The sequence below is a fragment of the Rhodococcus sp. A14 genome, assembly GCF_011603105.1.
In the GTDB taxonomy this organism is placed as follows: Bacteria; Actinomycetota; Actinomycetes; order Mycobacteriales; family Mycobacteriaceae; genus Rhodococcus_F; species Rhodococcus_F opacus.
Window position 1 is genome coordinate 1 of record NZ_JAAOQS010000102.1, and the last position, 13472, is coordinate 13472.

Sequence of the window (13472 nt, forward strand, 5' to 3'; positions counted from 1 at the left end):
GTGATCCGGTGCGGGTCCGGTGCTGCCGCGGACGACGAGTGTGGTCGGTGCGGTGACGGCGGTCGGCGCGCCCGCGTCTGGGGTGGGGGCGAGTGTGTCGAGGACGAGTCGGGCGGCGATCTCACCCTGTTCGCGGACGGATTGGTGCACGGTGGTCAGGTCGGTGAGTGCGGCGAGCGGATGGTCGTCGATTCCGACGACGGAGACGTCCTCGGGAATGCGCAGGCCTCGGCGGCGCAGTGTTCGGATGGCTCCGAGTGCGAGTTCGTCGCTGTGCGCGAAAACGGCGGTCGGAGCCGATTCCGGGGTGGCGTCGAGGATGTCCGCCATCGCCTCTGCGGCGTTGATGCCGCCCCAGTCGACGTCGCGGACGAGGCAGTGATCCACTGCGATGCCCGCTCCGGTCAGTGCGTCGACATACGCCTCCGATCGACCGGAGCGTGCCGGCCACCCGGGCTGATCGGGGTCGTGGGCGGCGATCATGGCGATCCGCCGGTGTCCTGATTCCAGGAGGTGGTCGACGGCGAGCCGGCCGGCGTGGTAGTCGTCGATGCAGACGTACGGGTAGTCGGCGCTCTGGCCGCCGGCGGCGACGATGCTCACGCCCATCAGTGCGAGCCGTTCGCGCTCGCGTTGGTCCACCGGGAACGCGACCACCACCACGGCGTCGACTTTCCGTCGAGCGGGCAGTCGGGTGAAGAAGTCCTGGCGGTCCTCGGGGCCGCCGACCTGGTACAGCAACAGGTCGAAGTTCGCTGATGCGAGCACCGTCTCGATTCCATTGACCATCTCGCCGAAAAACCAGCGCTCGATATGGGGAACGACCAACGCCACCCGTCGGGTCGGGCCGCCGGCGAGGCGGACCGCGTCCGGGGAGATGACGTAGTCGAGGCGGCGGGCGGTGGCGAGGACCTTTGCCTTGGTTGCCGCGGAGACGCCGTACGAGTCGTTGAGCGCGCGGGAGGCGGTCGTCAGCGAGACGCCGGCTTCCCGAGCGACGTCGCTGAGACTCAAAGAACCAGGTTGATCGGGCACGAAGCGATGGTAGCCCGACCGACCTTGATTTCGGAAGCGCTTCCGACATAGGCTTCGGAAGCGCTTCCGAATTGTGATGCGCGTCTCAATGCGGAGGAGCTATGGACTCACACCACTTCACCCGGGGCCGGTGGGCGCGCAGGTTCGCCGCGGTCGCCGGAGCCGCGATCCTGCCTTCGACGGTGGCCTGCGCGCCGCCGGGCAGCGGCTACACCACGACAGCACCGACGGAGCCGGTAGCGGTGCGCACGGATCTCGGTACCGACCCGATCGAGTTGACCCTGTACGACGGGGCGGGGCTGAAGAAGATCGACGAGGCCCTGATCGCGGCGTTCACCGAGCGCCACCCGAACGTCACCATCACCGCGCGCTACGACCCGGACGAGGTTCAGGCGGTCAACGCGCCCCGGGTGCTCGCCTCGGATAATCCGCCGGATATCGCGCGGATCATTGCGCTGCCGGCGGCGGTGGCCAACCGCCAGCTCACCGCACTCGATCCGTGGGCCGACGCCTACGGCTGGAACGAGCTACCGGAGGGGCAGATGGCCATGTACCGGGTCGATGACGCCGGGGTCCGGGGCACCGGTCCGCAGTACACGATGGCCAGCGGGTTCACCCTGACCGGTCTCTACTACAACAAGGATCTCGCGAACCGCATCGGAATGACCTCACCGCCCACCACCGTCGAGGACTTCGAGCAGGCACTCGCGGCGGCGAAGACCGCCGGGCTGGTCCCGATCATGGCCGGCAACAAGAGCGCCCAGGTCACCTTCCTGGTCCAGATGATGCTGAATGCATCGTTGGGGCGCGATGCGGTCAACGACTGGGTCTTCAACGCTCCCGGTGCCACACTCGACACCCCCGCCGGCGTCGATGCGGCCGCGGTCGTGGCCGACTGGGCCGCGAACGGCTACTTCCCCCAGGACACCAACGGCACCGACGCGACCGCCGCCGCCGGTCGGTTCGCCGCCGGCGAGGCACTGTTCTACGCCTCCGGTAACTGGGATGCCGCGGCCCTGCAGACCAAGATGGGCGGCAACGTCGGCTTCGTTCTCCCGCCGGCACCGGCGGGAGAACCCGTGCTGGCCATGTCGGATCCGGTGTCCAACTTCGCAATCCCCTCGGGCTCGGACGACAAGAACGCCGCCGCAGCCTTTTTGGACTTCCTCCGCTCCGAGGCCGGCCGGCAGGTCGCGGTCGACGCCGGTTTCGCCCCCTCCGGCACCGGCGAGGTCCCGGCCACCGCACCCGGATCGCTGGGCGCCCAGATCCAGGCCGCCTTCGGCAGGCTGGTCGCCGCCGACGGCCAGGTCCAGTTCGTCCAGAACGCCACCAACGGCATGTCCGGCACCTGGTTACCGCAGGTCCAGATGCTCGCCGCCGGCCGAACGACGCCCGCCGAGATGATGGGCGCCGTCCAATCCGCCTACGAGCAGGACCTTCTCCGATGACCTCCACCGCGCACACCCCCCAGACCTCCCCCGTCCGGGCGTTCGGTCACCGCGCCGCAATCCGGCCCGACCGGGGGCACCGCGCCAAACGAGCCCTGACCGGATGGCTGTTCGTCCTCCCCGCGGCGCTGGTGTACACGGTCTTCGTGCTGCGGCCGCTGCTGACCACCATCTGGTACTCCCTCTACAACTGGGACGGCATCTCCGTCGGCAGCTGGGTCGGGCTCGGCAACTACGGCCGCGTGCTCACCGACCCGCAGTTGCTGTCCTCGATCGGCCACGCGTTCTTCCTCATCGCGTTCTTCACCGTCTTCCCGGTGATCGGCGGACTTCTCGTCGCCGCCCTGCTCCAGGAGATCCGCATCCGCGGCCTCGGAACAATGACCCGCACGTTGCTGTTCCTGCCGCAGATCATCCCCGGCGCCGCGGCCGCGGTCGCCTGGGTGTGGATGTTCTCGAGCAACGGCACCGTGAACCAACTCCTCTCGGCCGTCGGCCTCGGCGGCCTCACCCGGTCGTGGCTCGGCGACTTCGACTGGGCGCTGCCCGCGGTCGGCGTCATCGGGACCTGGCTCGGGCTCGGATTCTGCACCATCTTGCTCATGGCGGGCATCGGGAAGATCGACATTGCGATCTACGAGGCGGCCCGACTCGACGGTGCCGGCTTCTTCAGCACCTTCCGCTACGTCACGGTTCCCGCCCTGCGGGCCGAAATCGGGGTCTGCGTCACCGTCACCGTCATCGCCGCTCTTGCCAGCTTCGACATCGTGTTCATGTCCACCCAGGGCGGTCCCGGCTACGCGACCACCGTTCCCGGCGTCCAGATCTACCAGCTTGGTTTCACCGAAGCCCGGGTCGGCCTCGCCAGCGCACTCGCCGTCGTCCTCACCGGGCTGATCCTGCTGGTCATCCTGCCGATCCAGCGCTTCTTCAGAGAGAACTGATCATGAAAACCTCCGTCCGCCAACGCATCCCCGGACTCGTCCTGCTGCTGGGCACCATGATCTTCTCGATTCTGCCGTTGCTGAGCATGCTGTCGGCGGCGCTGCAACCGCAGGGCACCGTCCCCTTGGGGCTGTCGTGGCCGTCGAACCCGCAGTGGCACAACTTCCTCGACGCCTGGCGCGTCGCCGAGGTGACACCCCTGCTGATCTCGAGCATCATCCTCGTCGCCGGAGTCGTCCCGGTCGCCGCGTTGTTCGCCGCGATGGCCGGCTACGGGCTCGGTCAGCTGAAGGTCCCCGGCGGCACCGTCGTATTCCTGCTCCTGCTGCTGGGGTTGACCCTCCCCCGGGAAGCGACGATCGTGCCGCTCTACTACCAGCTGCGCGAGATGAACCTGCTCAACACCCGCCTGGGCCTGATCCTGGTCCTGATCGGCACGTTCATGCCGTTCGCCGTCTTCTGGATGCGGGCCCACTTCCTCTCGATGCCGAAGGAGCTCACCGAGGCCGCGGAACTCGACGGCGCCGGCCCCTGGCAGGCGTTCCGCCATGTCCAGATCCCGCTGGCGGTCCCGGCGCTGGCCTCGCTGTGCCTGCTGCTGTTCCTGTGGACCTGGAATACCTTCCTGCAGGCCATCGTCCTGATCGACGACCCCAGCAAACGCACCATGGCGGGCGCACTGCAGAACTTCGTCGGCCAGTACTCCACCGACGTCGTGCTCCTCAACGCCGGTTCACTGTTGATCATGGCACCCACCATCGTGGTGTTCCTGCTGTTCCAACGCCACTTCGTCAAGGCGATGATCTCCGGCGCCGTCAAGGGCTGACCGTGCCCGCGCACCCATCACCACACCCACACCACCCCCAGGGGGAAACCATGCCCACAGCACGTCAGTGGTGGCACGACGCCGTCATCTACCAGGTGTATCTGCGCAGCTTCGCCGATGCCGACGGCGACGGCATCGGCGACATCACCGGCCTCCAGGCCCGCCTGCCGTACCTCGTCGACCTCGGGGTGGACGCCGTGTGGATCACCCCCTGGTATCGGTCACCGATGGCCGATGGCGGCTACGACATCGCCGACTTCCGCGCCATCGACCCGCTCTTCGGCACCCTCGACGACGCGGACACCCTCCTGGCCGCCGCCCACGCCGCCGGACTCCGCATCATCATCGACCTGCCCGCCAACCACACCTCGCACACCCACCCCTGGTTCCGGGACGCCCTGAACAGCGCTCCCGGTTCGCCCGAGCGCGCCCGGTACTTCTTCCGCGACGGACGCGGCGACACCGGCGAACTCCCACCGAACGACTGGATCAGCGCCTTCGGCGGACCGGCCTGGACCCGCACCACCGGAGACGACGACCAACCCGGCCAGTGGTACCTGCACCTGTTCGCCCCCGAACAACCCGATCTCGACTGGACCAACCCGCAAGTGCGCGCCGACTTCGCCGACGTCCTGCGGTTCTGGTTCGACCGCGGCGTCGACGGGATGCGCATCGACGCCGTGTCGGCCATGGCCAAGGTTCCCGGCCTGCCCGACGCCGGCCACGCACCCGGAGCCCGTTTCGAATCCAGCACGTGGGTCGACAACCCGCACTGGGATGTCGACGACCTCCACACCATCCTGCGCGAGTTCCGCACCATCGCCGACACCTACGGCCCCGACCGCATGTTCGTCGCCGAGGCGATCGTCCGCAGCCCCGAGCGCCTGGCCCGCTACGTGCGACCGGACGAACTGCACACCGCCTTCAACTTCGACTTCCCCCGAGCCGGCTGGAACCCGGCAACGCTGCGCGAGGCCATCGACCGCAGCCGCGACGCGCTCCGTGAGGTCGGAGCACCGGCCACCTGGGTGCTCTCGAGCCACGACGAGACCCGCCACCTCACCCGATTCGGGCGCGCCGACACCAGCACCCTGCCCATGACCCTGACCGCCGGCACCGACTCCGACCTCGCCCTCGGCACCCGACGCGCCCGTGCCGCCGCCCTGCTCATGCTCGCCCTGCCCGGCGGTGCCTACCTCTACCAGGGCGAAGAACTCGGACTCGAGGAAGTCACCGACCTGCCCGAAGACCTACTCCAGGACCCGACCTGGGAACGATCCGGACACACCATCCGCGGCCGCGACGGATGCCGGGTCCCGCTGCCCTGGAGCGGCGACCACCCGCCCTTCGGATTCACCACCGACAACGCACAACCGTGGCTCCCCCAACCCGACAACTGGAAATCGAAGACCGTCGCCGCCGAATCCGACGACCCCGACTCGATGCTCACCCTCTACCGCACCGCACTCCAGCTCCGCCGCACACTGCCCGCCCTCCGCAGTGACTGCTTCGACTGGCAACCGTCGGCCCCCGATGTCCTCGCCTTCGACCGCGGACCATCATTTCAATGCGTCGTGAACCTCTCCAGCGGCCCAATTCCGATCGACGCCGGCACACCCGTCCTCCTCACCTCCACCCACCTGCAGGACTCTCAAACGATTCCTCCGGACACCGCAGTCTGGCTCCAGACCCGATAGGGAGCGAGAAAACCCACCCTGGTGCATACATCGACGGACAGCAGATCGAATACCTGCCACTACCGCCCCAACTCGGCCCCGGCTGAAGTCGGATCGGATTCGCCACGCAGCCGCGCCTTGAGGCTGCCAGAGAATAAAGGAAGCCCAACCGCTTGCGGACCAGCCTGTCGACAATGCCTCGGGCAAGGTTTCTCGACACAGTTTATCGACACGAGTTTTCGACGCCTCTGCACGCGCCGAAGAGCCCTTCAGAGCGGTGTCCGATAACCAACGGTGTCCCGTCTCATCGCAAGCGAGGCACGGCTCACTCATGGTTGTGATTCCCAGCGCTACTGGCACGTTTTTGCCGACGCTATTTGGCGCGGTGCCGATCGGGCGAGGTGGCGGTACGACGGTCGAGCCTGCACGCCGAGCACCCCGACGCCCGGGTTCGTGCATCTGCTGGGCATGCCGGTCGTTGTCGATGGTTGACTGATGATCGTGCCGACCTCAGACGACGTACGACGGCTCGCCGAGCAGCTCATGGCCGAGTTGACCCCGCAGCAGCAACAGGCGTTCGTGGGCGAGATCGGGGCGGATCGTTCGATGGCGTTCGTCGAGAATGTGCTGCGAGTCCCGGAGCCCGTGGTCGGTGATGCGCCGACCCGCATTCGCGGTTTTCGGGTCCGGCTCGACCTGGCCGGTGCCAAACCCCCGGTGTGGCGGCGGCTCGAGCTGCCCGGCGACCTCACCCTCGACCGGCTGCATGTGGTGATCCAGGCCGCGATGGGGTGGTTCGACGGCCATCTGCACCGGTTCCGCACGGGCAGCGATCCCCGGTCGCCGTACTTCGTCACACCGTTCGACGTCGAGGAGGGCGAGGACGGCGTGCTCGAAGACGGTGTCCGGCTCGATCAGGTGCTGACCGGCACCGGTGACCGGCTCTGGTACCAATACGACTTCGGCGACGATTGGGACCACGTCCTCGCGGTGGAGGCGGTCCTCGACCAGCCGCCCGCCGAGGTGCGCTGCACCGGTGGTCGGATGGCCTGCCCACCCGAGGATTGCGGTGGGATCTGGGGGTACACGGAGCTGGCGGCGTGGGTGCGGGGCGGATGCGACCCGGGGTCCGTCCCGGCCCCGTTCGAGGACGCCGGCCACGCCCGCGACTGGCTGCCGCTCGACTGGCACCCCGACCGGTTCGACGTCGACGAGGCCGACACCGCCCTCGCGGCAGCGGTGGCCGCGCCGATCCGGGTGGCCGGTGAGCTCGCCGCGCTGTGCGAGCAACTGGAGCGGGGCGGCAACCAGGCACTCACTCAGGTGCTGGCACGGTCGGCGGGGCACGCCGGGTTCGAGGTGAGCGAGGCGGACGCCGCCCGCCTGATCGAGCCGTACCTGGTCCTCCTCGACGTGATCGGAGATGGGGTGCGGCTGACCAGCGCCGGTTACCTTCCGCCGGCGCTGGTCGAGCAGCTCGCCGAGCGGACCGGCGTCGCCGGGTGGTGGATCGGCAAGGCGAACCGCGAGGACCTCACGTGGCCGGTCGCGCAGCTCCGCGACAGCGCGCGAGCGCTCGGCCTGGTGAGTGTGCGCAAGGGCCGGCTGGCGCCGACCGCGCTCGCCCGCCGCAGCCGTGACCAACCATCGGCGCTGTGGCGGCACATTCTGTCCCGACTGCCGGTGGGCAGGACCGAGTTCGACCGCCAGGCGGGCTGGCTCGCACTCGCCGTCGTCGGGAGCGGCAGCCCGGCCGAGGAATGGACCCGCGAGATCCGCAACCTGCTGCTCGGCCTCGGTTGGCGCGCGGAGGGCGGCCCGGGCCTCCCCGTCGCCGCCGTCGTCAGCCCCACGCTCGACTTCCTCGAGCTTCTCTCCGGGAAGACACGCGGCCGGCTCACCGGGATGGATTCCGCCGTGGCCGCCACCGCCCGGGCCGTGATCGGCGCCGACCCCAGCGACGCGACCTGACCCGATCCCCGCTCGCGCCGCAGCTGTACATCCGCGTGTCACCTCGTGGTGGAGACCGGGCGGGCGCCTGTCCGGGCGCTAGGTCACCAGGCGTTCGAGTGGTTGGCCGGTGATCGCCGCGATCAAATCGAAGTCCTTGTCCAGATGCAGAACGACTCGGTTGCTGATCTCCGCGGTCGCCGCGATGAGCAGATCCGGGATCGACGGTGCGCGGTGTTGACCCCGTTCTGCCAGTTGCCGTTGCACCTCGAGGGCGCGGTCTTCGATCGCGGGTGTCGAATACTCGAGGGGCATGGCCGATAGCGGTGGGGTGCGTCGTCCCCGCGTCAGGTCGTGGGCGGTACGGGCCGAGTAGCCGACCTCGAGCAGCGTCACGGTGCAGATGTGGACGAGACCGCGCTGGATTCGATTGGCCCACTGCTCGGCGTCCGGGCTGGCGCCGAGACGCACCATCGCAGACTTGTCGATCAGCCACGTGGGGTCACTCATGACCAGGCGCCGCGCATGACCTCGTCATCAGCCAGGTCGGGGAAGTCCTGAGAGAACCGCACCAGGTCGGCGGTCGACACCGCGGTGACGGTGCGACGCGCCTCCTGCTGCAGCTGACGGCGCAGGAATTCGGTGCGCGAGATCCCGAGGCGGGCCGCGTGCTCGTCGAGCAGCGCCAGGTCCTCCGCGGGAAAGTTGCGGATCAAAACGTCGGACATGACAACCTCCTAGATATCATATGATATCACCTGCATTCTCGACAAGCCAGGTGACACCAACGACCTCCCACGATTCCAGCAGGACATCAACCTCCACCTCGGTATCGAGCACTGCGAAAACAGTCATTACGACCAGCTGTTCGGCTGGTCGAGAAACGCCACGACCCGGAACCGCAATTCGACGACGTACCTCACCATCGGTGAGACATACGACGATCACCGCATCCCACATATCTAAGAGAGTGTTTGAGAACTCGCGATGGGCGCGCAGGTGCCTGACTGAGAACCGAAGAAGTGGGCTCATGGTTGGGTCGGTGATAACCAAGTCCTAGCCCACACCAGGAGCCCACAATGCCATCATCGCCGATCTCGCCATGCCCGTCGTGCCCGCTCCACGCGGTGGACGGACATGGTTACGCGGTGTACCCGTCGTCGGTCACCGACGCAGAGTGGGCGACCCTCGAACCGCTGTTGCCCGCGCCCGGCAGCACGGCAGGCCGCGGCGGCAGACCCGAGAAGCATTGCCGCCGTATGATAGTGGACGCCATCTTGTACATCGTGCGCGGTGGTATCGCGTGGCGGCAACTGCCGATGGAGTTCCCGCCAGCCGGGACGGTGTACGCGGTCTTCGCCCGCTGGTCCCACAGCGGCGCGTGGCAGCGCATCGTCGACGCGCTGCGCGACCGCCTGCGGGTGCGTGACGGGCGGGACCGGTGCCCGACCGCGGCGATCATCGACTCGCAGACGGTGCCGGCCGCGGATACCGTGCCCCGATCGAGCCGCGGCTGGGATGGCGGCAAGAGAACGAACGGCGTCAAACGGCACATTGCCGTGGATGTGAACGGACTGCTGCTCGCCGTCGTCGTCACCGCTGCCTCGATCCAGGACCGCGACGCCGCGCACCGACTCCTGACCGCACTGCGCGGCAGGTTCTCCACCATCCGGCTGGTCTGGGCCGATGGCGGCTATCCTGGACGGCTGCCCGTCTGGGCGAAAGACGTTCTTGCCCTGCCTATGCAGATCGTCAAACGCATCCCCGGTGCCACCGGGTTCCATGTCCGACCCCGCGTTTGGGTGGTCGAGAGAAGTTTCGCGTGGATCAACAAGCACCGCCGCTGCGTGCGAGACTACGAAACCAGACCCGACCACCACGAGGCCATGGTTCACATCGCGACGATCGCGACCATGACGAGGCGGCTCGCCCGAACCTGACGGTTTTCAAACGCACTCTGAGCCGGATAGGATCGCGAACAGCCGGCCACGCAGTCTACGTTCGCGTTCGAATCGGCTCCCGCTCTCGTGTACATACGCATCCACCACGGCCTGGCTCATGGTTTGATTCCACTCCCCGAGCAGACTCACCAGTCCAACGAGGAGTGACTCGTCGCCCGAGTGCTTAACGCGTAGTGCGTCCCACAACCCCGCGCTGACCACACCGAACGCCCCGAGGACGTCGTAGACCGGCATTCCGTAGTGCGCACGGCGGCGGGCGGCGGCGCTGGTCATCCGCAGTACCTTTGGCGGTGGCTCCCCAGCCGTCACGTTGTGCACCAGAAGACTGAGGTGCTCACGCACGGTCTTCTGGTGCTCGCCGTAGGGCAGGCTGTTGTACGAGGGAATCGCCGCCCGGATTCGCACGGTCAGTTCGGCCGCGAGTTGGTCGACCTCGGCCTCGTCGAGCAGCACCGGTACCTCCGAATTCCAACCATTACCACTCATCACACGATTATCGCAACGCCACCAACTTCCTCGGCTGACAGATACTCAGCCCCAGTGGTTACATACTCAATGGCCGTGCGGCGAGACCATTAGCTGGGTGATCGCGGGAAAAGACAAATCCGGCATCCGCGTCGGATTCTTCTCACGCAGTTCAATGTTCGGGAGTTTCTCCGGGAGACGACGCAACAAGATCTCTCCTTCGATCCGAGACAGTGGAGCTCCGAGACAATAGTGACCGCCAGCCGTGAAGGCTAGATGCCGAATCCGGGCCCGGGTCAGATCAAACACCTCGGGGTTGTCGAACTTCTCCGGATCGCGGTTCGCAGCCGCGAGGCCGAGCAGCAGGTGCGAGCCCGCGTCAATGTGGTGACCGTCGATCTCGAGTCCACCGGGCGGTGCGTAGCGCCAGATGAAATGGACAGGCGCGTCGAAGCGCAGCGACTCTTCCCACGCAGTTCCCGCCAAGGATGGATCCTGCGTCAAGGCAACGTACTGAGCTCGATCGGTGAGCAGTGCGTTAACGGTGTTGGTCATTGCCACCATCGTCGTGTGGTAGCTGGCGACAAAAAATCCGACCAAGGTGACAACCAACTCCTCACGGGAGAGTTTGTCGCCTGCCTCCTCCGCGGCGAGTAGTGCACCAACGGGGTCGTCCTCACCGAGCCGTCCACGATTCCGGTCGATGATGGCGCCGATGTAGTCGAAATAGAACTGGGCCACCTCATCAGCATCGGCGAGCTGGTCAGCGGTGATGTCGCTCTGACTGAGGACCGCGTTGAGCGCCGGCATCCGTTCCAGCACCGTGTCTGCGTCCTCAATGGGTGCGTGCAGCAACCGGCACGCGATCTGCGCCGGCACCCGCGTCGCAAACTCACTTACAAAGTCGACCTCCGAATCGAAGTCGGCGAGCCGGTCGATGCCCTCCGCGATAATTTCTTCTACCCAGCCCTGCATCGAGGCGATCGCCCGCGGCGCGAACGCTGGACCGGCGAGCTTGCGCAGCCGAGTGTGGTGCGGCGGACTCATATTCGGTAGCGACAGGCGATAGAAGTGTGCCGCCGGACCGTCACCGACGTGTGGCGGAATTTGCCCCGGAACCGGCTCCACTACGCAGGTGGGGTCCTTGAGAATCCGCTCCACGTCCCGATAGCGGGTCAGCAGCCACGACGGCTGACCGTTGACCAGAGTCCGTGTGACCGGACTGGACTCCCGGATCTCTCGATACGTCCTGAACCGGTCCGCCCGGAAAGCGGGATCGGCGGTATCAAGAGTCACGATCGACTCTTCTGCGGCGTTCCTCAACACAAGTTTTTCCCTTCGCTCCAAACCGAAACAACCCAGCAACGAGACGAGCCGGCCACAATCTGCGCCGCAAGCGGCGGACAGGCTCAGCTAGGTGCGATTGACGTCACACGCTACCGGCGTTCATACCGGGGAGTCGTTGAAGAAACCAAAGTATTGATGGTGACAACCCTGCGTTTTCCACAACCTCCCAGCCGGGCTTTGTTTCTCCGCTTCCCACCTCGCATTCCCCCAAGACACACGCCTCGCCGAGGCATTCAACTCGGTGTTCAATGGCCGAACTCGCCTGAAATCATGGACCCCGTGGAAATCGATCGACGACCTCGGGATCGCTGTCGCCGAAAACATCGACCCGGGCCACCTGCACCAGCCGAATACCAGCTGCTGTCGCGTACGCCGTCCAACAAACCCTTGAGCAACCTGCTCGCGCCACCGACACGCGGACGAACCTCACCCGCCGGGAACAACAGGTCGCGGACCTAGTTGCCGAGGGGCTCACCAATCGGGCGATCGCCACCAAGCTCGTCATTTCGCCGCGCACCGCACAAGGCCACGTGGAGCACATTCTCACCAAATTGGGTTTTACCTCGCGGGCTCAAATATCCGCGTGGGTCGTCGAACAACGGACAACCTGACCCGATCGGGATCTATCGCGAGCCACCCACATGCTTCGGTCACGCCGACTTCGGGTGCGACTCGGCCGCCTCGAGTGCGGCCACGCCGATGGCGGCGATCCGCGCGAGCCGCTGCTGCTGTTCGCCGATCCCGCGGCTGCCCGCGAGCGGGTCCGGGCGTGCGGGAAGACGGTGGTGATGATGCGGCTGTAGTCGTCACGGAACCAGCCCCACGTGATCAACGGATACTCGCCCGTGCGCAGGTCGGTGTTGTATCCAGCATCTTTCTCCGCCCGGCGGCGTTCACCTGCCTCGAAACCCATCACGTGCCGATACGGCTGACCGCGGGTGACCTTGGCGATCACCGGATCGAGGGCGTAGCCCTTCCAGGGGACCGAACTTCTATGCACCAAGCAAGGAGACACGTCGCGGATTGCGGTCCATCCGAGCACATCGAGCGTGCAATGCGCCCTTTCCCAGAGTTGTGCTGGGAACGCCGCCGCGGCCAGCGCAGCACGACGCTCCGAGGTCGGTCACGCCCGCCTAAAGATCGCCGTATCCGCTCCACACAAGGATCACCCGGCCACCGAGGCTTGTGATGCACTCTTGGGCTCTTGCGCCGGATCATGTTTCGGCCTTTGTGTGAAGAGCTGGAGCAGCTCCCCTAACAGGGCGCAGGCAGACATGACCAAGAAGCAGACGATGCAACCCCCGCGTTCGCTCCATCCACCGCTGAGAGAGATCAATTTGCCCATCAGCAGCGGCGCGATACCTCCGCCGATGAACATTGCCGTGGCGATGATGCCGTTTGCGGTGGACACCGCGCCTTCTGGTGCGGCGAGCGTGAACCCACAGTCCGCGACGCGCCCGGTAACAAATTCGTCGAGGGGCTCAGGGACTGGGTTGGGAAGCGCTTCTTTGCCGGTGGCGCGGGTATACGCTCGCCAAACTGCGCATCTCGTCTCGAGTACAGTGCGATTCACGAACAACTTGCCACAACCGCTCGATGAACCGGCGCGGGGTCATTCCGAAGTGCACAAGGATGTCCTCCTCGGTCGCGCCCCCATATTGGGCCCACCTGTGTGCGAACTCGATGAGGCGTTCCGCCTCGGCGTCGGGATGTTTGCGTGCGCTGCTGGCTGAGGTCCACCGGGCGCGGCGTCTCTGGCGCCATCGGCGATACTCGCGAGAGTTCATGAGATTTCACACATCTGATCAGGACGGAG

14 protein-coding genes and 1 pseudogene are annotated in these 13472 nt (G+C 66.5%); 8 read left to right on the top strand and 7 right to left on the bottom strand.

What is annotated here, in order from left to right; all coding sequences use genetic code 11:
- Window positions 1–1035: LacI family DNA-binding transcriptional regulator (locus G9373_RS35605; protein ID WP_346842889.1), on the bottom strand; the 1035-nt coding region annotated here is incomplete at its 3' end.
- A gap of 101 nt (window positions 1036–1136) precedes the next feature.
- Here G9373_RS35605 and G9373_RS35610 point away from each other — a divergent pair.
- The 5 genes from G9373_RS35610 (at window position 1137) to G9373_RS35630 (ending at window position 7904) form a co-directional block, all read left to right on the top strand.
- A complete protein-coding gene (locus G9373_RS35610; protein ID WP_167119613.1) occupies window positions 1137–2486 on the top strand; it encodes an extracellular solute-binding protein in 1350 nt (449 codons plus the stop codon).
- Window positions 2483–3430: a sugar ABC transporter permease gene (locus tag G9373_RS35615; protein ID WP_167119616.1), complete on the top strand. Its 948-nt coding sequence runs from the start codon at window positions 2483–2485 to the stop codon at window positions 3428–3430. The genes G9373_RS35610 and G9373_RS35615 overlap by 4 nt, the downstream gene beginning before the upstream one ends.
- 2 nt (window positions 3431–3432) lie before the next feature.
- A complete protein-coding gene (locus G9373_RS35620; RefSeq protein WP_141476370.1) occupies window positions 3433–4257 on the top strand; it encodes a carbohydrate ABC transporter permease in 825 nt (274 codons plus the stop codon).
- A 50-nt stretch (window positions 4258–4307) separates the two neighbouring features.
- The gene (locus tag G9373_RS35625; protein ID WP_167119619.1) at window positions 4308–5954 is read left to right on the top strand and encodes an alpha-amylase family glycosyl hydrolase; all 1647 of its coding nucleotides are present in this window, start codon (window positions 4308–4310) and stop codon (window positions 5952–5954) included.
- Window positions 5955–6428: 474 nt separating this feature from the next.
- Window positions 6429–7904: a plasmid pRiA4b ORF-3 family protein gene (locus G9373_RS35630; RefSeq protein WP_167119622.1), complete on the top strand. Its 1476-nt coding sequence runs from the start codon at window positions 6429–6431 to the stop codon at window positions 7902–7904.
- Between the two features lie 78 nt (window positions 7905–7982).
- Here G9373_RS35630 and G9373_RS35635 read toward each other — a convergent pair whose 3' ends face one another.
- The 3 genes from G9373_RS35635 to G9373_RS35645 are packed head-to-tail and all read right to left on the bottom strand — an operon-like array spanning window position 7983 to window position 8843.
- The gene (locus G9373_RS35635) at window positions 7983–8393 is read right to left on the bottom strand and encodes a PIN domain nuclease (protein WP_167119625.1); all 411 of its coding nucleotides are present in this window, start codon (window positions 8391–8393) and stop codon (window positions 7983–7985) included.
- The gene (locus G9373_RS47880) at window positions 8390–8611 is read right to left on the bottom strand and encodes a ribbon-helix-helix protein, CopG family (protein WP_167119628.1); all 222 of its coding nucleotides are present in this window, start codon (window positions 8609–8611) and stop codon (window positions 8390–8392) included. The genes G9373_RS35635 and G9373_RS47880 overlap by 4 nt, the downstream gene beginning before the upstream one ends.
- A gap of 16 nt (window positions 8612–8627) precedes the next feature.
- Window positions 8628–8843, bottom strand: a complete 216-nt coding sequence (locus G9373_RS35645) for a hypothetical protein (RefSeq protein WP_167119631.1) — start codon at window positions 8841–8843, stop codon at window positions 8628–8630.
- 119 nt (window positions 8844–8962) lie between these two features.
- Between G9373_RS35645 and G9373_RS35650 the strand changes: the two genes are divergently transcribed.
- Window positions 8963–9823, top strand: coding sequence for an IS5 family transposase (locus G9373_RS35650; RefSeq protein ID WP_240960919.1), 861 nt, complete (start codon window positions 8963–8965; stop codon window positions 9821–9823).
- A gap of 6 nt (window positions 9824–9829) precedes the next feature.
- Here G9373_RS35650 and G9373_RS35655 read toward each other — a convergent pair whose 3' ends face one another.
- Together G9373_RS35655 and G9373_RS35660 are read right to left on the bottom strand one after the other, a co-directional pair.
- The gene (locus tag G9373_RS35655; RefSeq protein WP_167119634.1) at window positions 9830–10330 is read right to left on the bottom strand and encodes a hypothetical protein; all 501 of its coding nucleotides are present in this window, start codon (window positions 10328–10330) and stop codon (window positions 9830–9832) included.
- A 66-nt stretch (window positions 10331–10396) separates the two neighbouring features.
- Entirely contained in the window at window positions 10397–11605 is a 1209-nt protein-coding gene (locus G9373_RS35660) for a cytochrome P450 (RefSeq protein WP_346842890.1), read from the bottom strand.
- Between the two features lie 470 nt (window positions 11606–12075).
- On the opposite strand from G9373_RS35660, the pseudogene G9373_RS35665 reads away from it, so the two are divergent.
- Window positions 12076–12267: pseudogene (locus tag G9373_RS35665) on the top strand (helix-turn-helix transcriptional regulator); the annotation flags it as partial.
- A gap of 30 nt (window positions 12268–12297) precedes the next feature.
- Complete coding sequence (locus G9373_RS35670; protein WP_167119636.1) at window positions 12298–12459, top strand: hypothetical protein; 162 nt, start codon at window positions 12298–12300, stop codon at window positions 12457–12459.
- Between the two features lie 362 nt (window positions 12460–12821).
- On the opposite strand, the gene G9373_RS35675 is transcribed toward G9373_RS35670, so the two are convergent.
- Complete coding sequence (locus tag G9373_RS35675) at window positions 12822–13067, bottom strand: hypothetical protein (protein ID WP_240960920.1); 246 nt, start codon at window positions 13065–13067, stop codon at window positions 12822–12824.
- Window positions 13068–13472 lie beyond the last annotated feature (405 nt).

Coding starts and splice junctions, on each gene's coding strand:
- G9373_RS35615 (WP_167119616.1), top strand. CDS start 2,483: ATGACCTCCACCGCGCACACCCCCCAGACCTCCCCCGTCCGGGCGTTC.
- G9373_RS35655 (WP_167119634.1), bottom strand. CDS start 10,330: ATGAGTGGTAATGGTTGGAATTCGGAGGTACCGGTGCTGCTCGACGAG.
- G9373_RS35645 (WP_167119631.1), bottom strand. CDS start 8,843: ATGTGGGATGCGGTGATCGTCGTATGTCTCACCGATGGTGAGGTACGT.
- G9373_RS35635 (WP_167119625.1), bottom strand. CDS start 8,393: ATGAGTGACCCCACGTGGCTGATCGACAAGTCTGCGATGGTGCGTCTC.
- G9373_RS35625 (WP_167119619.1), top strand. CDS start 4,308: ATGCCCACAGCACGTCAGTGGTGGCACGACGCCGTCATCTACCAGGTG.
- G9373_RS35630 (WP_167119622.1), top strand. CDS start 6,429: ATGATCGTGCCGACCTCAGACGACGTACGACGGCTCGCCGAGCAGCTC.
- G9373_RS35620 (WP_141476370.1), top strand. CDS start 3,433: ATGAAAACCTCCGTCCGCCAACGCATCCCCGGACTCGTCCTGCTGCTG.
- G9373_RS35670 (WP_167119636.1), top strand. CDS start 12,298: ATGCTTCGGTCACGCCGACTTCGGGTGCGACTCGGCCGCCTCGAGTGC.
- G9373_RS47880 (WP_167119628.1), bottom strand. CDS start 8,611: ATGTCCGACGTTTTGATCCGCAACTTTCCCGCGGAGGACCTGGCGCTG.
- G9373_RS35610 (WP_167119613.1), top strand. CDS start 1,137: ATGGACTCACACCACTTCACCCGGGGCCGGTGGGCGCGCAGGTTCGCC.
- G9373_RS35650 (WP_240960919.1), top strand. CDS start 8,963: ATGCCATCATCGCCGATCTCGCCATGCCCGTCGTGCCCGCTCCACGCG.